Source organism: Nocardia sp. JMUB6875 (assembly GCF_041154655.1).
GTDB lineage: Bacteria > Actinomycetota > Actinomycetes > Mycobacteriales > Mycobacteriaceae > Nocardia.
In genome coordinates this window covers 1-1,255 of the sequence record NZ_BAAFGR010000396.1, presented here as the reverse complement: position 1 = coordinate 1,255, position 1,255 = coordinate 1, and the positions used below count along the sequence as shown (strand labels likewise).

The window sequence follows — 1,255 nt, the reverse complement described above, 5'->3', positions numbered from 1 at the left end:
GGAAGAGGTAGCGGGCGCCCTCGCGGATGGTTTCGTGGGGTTCGCCGCTGGGGTCGATCCAGCGCATGCGGTCGGTGTCGGCGAGGGAGACGCGCCAGGGTTGTTTTCCCTTGTCGGCCAAGGACTTCAGGCGGTGGTGGTGGGTGCACAGGACCGCGCGGTAGGCGGTGTTCGGGTGGGGCACCGGCTGGCCGGGGAGGGGGTCGAACTGGACCAGGGCGGTTTCGGCGGCGGGCATGGTGCAGCCGGGGAAGCGGCAGAGGCCGTCGAGGGCTCGGACCTCGCGGGCGGGAGCGCCCGAAAAGGGGCGCACCGCAGCGATTTTCGGCGGATTGTCGGATTCGCGCCGGTGTGATTCGACCTGGATCAGGCGTCGTTCCCACGGGGCCTGCGGTGCGCGGGAGCGGGTGACGGGTTCGGGAGGGTTCGGCGGTTCGGGTGCGGATTCGACGGGTGTCGCGGCTTCCGCACCGGCGCTGTCCGGAAAGTATTCCGGAATCACCTGGAAGCGGGCGTGTTCGGCGAGGGTGCGGGCGAGCGCGGCGTCGACGGGACCGTAGCCCGCGAGAAATGCCGGATCGTCGCGCAGGCCGAGGAGGGTTTCGGCGGAGACCCCGACCTGGATGAGCGGGCGGCGCGGGGTGGCGGGGGTGTCGGCCTTGGGGCAGTCGAGTCCCTTACCGCAGCCGCAGAACAGGCGGCCGGAGCCGTCGGCGAGGGCGATGAGGGCGTCGGCGCGGCGCTGGGACATAGTGCGCGGATCGTCGTCGCAGACCTGCAGGCTCATTTCCCGCAGCCGCATGGCCAGCGCCTGTGCGCCCGCGGCGGGCAGCAGCCCGTCGAACACGGCCATGCCGTCCTGTACCGCGCGAATGCGAATATCGCGGTCCTGTTCGCGTTCCTGCCGCCGGCGAGTCTCGCCCTCGGGGTCGAGCCGGGTCACCCAGCGCTGCGCGGTCTGCCGTAATCGCGCCGGATCGGAGCGCAGGGCCGCGTCGATCAGCTTGGGCTCCAACAGTTCTCGCACCTCGCGCGGCAGCCCGCGCAGGCTGTCCACGATCACCTGCACCCGCGACAGGTCGATGCGCCCGGCCGCGAAGGCCAGCTTGGTTTGCGGTAGCGAGTCCAGCGCCAGCCCGATATCGATGAGCGCCGCCGCCACCTGCTCGGACACGTGCACCGCCACCGCGATCTCCGCCGCGGCGAACTCCCCGGCCCGCACCCCGCCCGCCCCCGGCGCGGCATTCCCGGCCCG

Annotated in this window: 1 protein-coding gene; it reads right to left on the bottom strand. The window is 72.2% G+C overall.

The features are described from left to right. Window positions 1-1,255 (bottom strand): DUF222 domain-containing protein (locus tag ACAM49_RS40210; protein WP_369640746.1); only part of this gene is annotated, 1,255 nt, incomplete at both ends.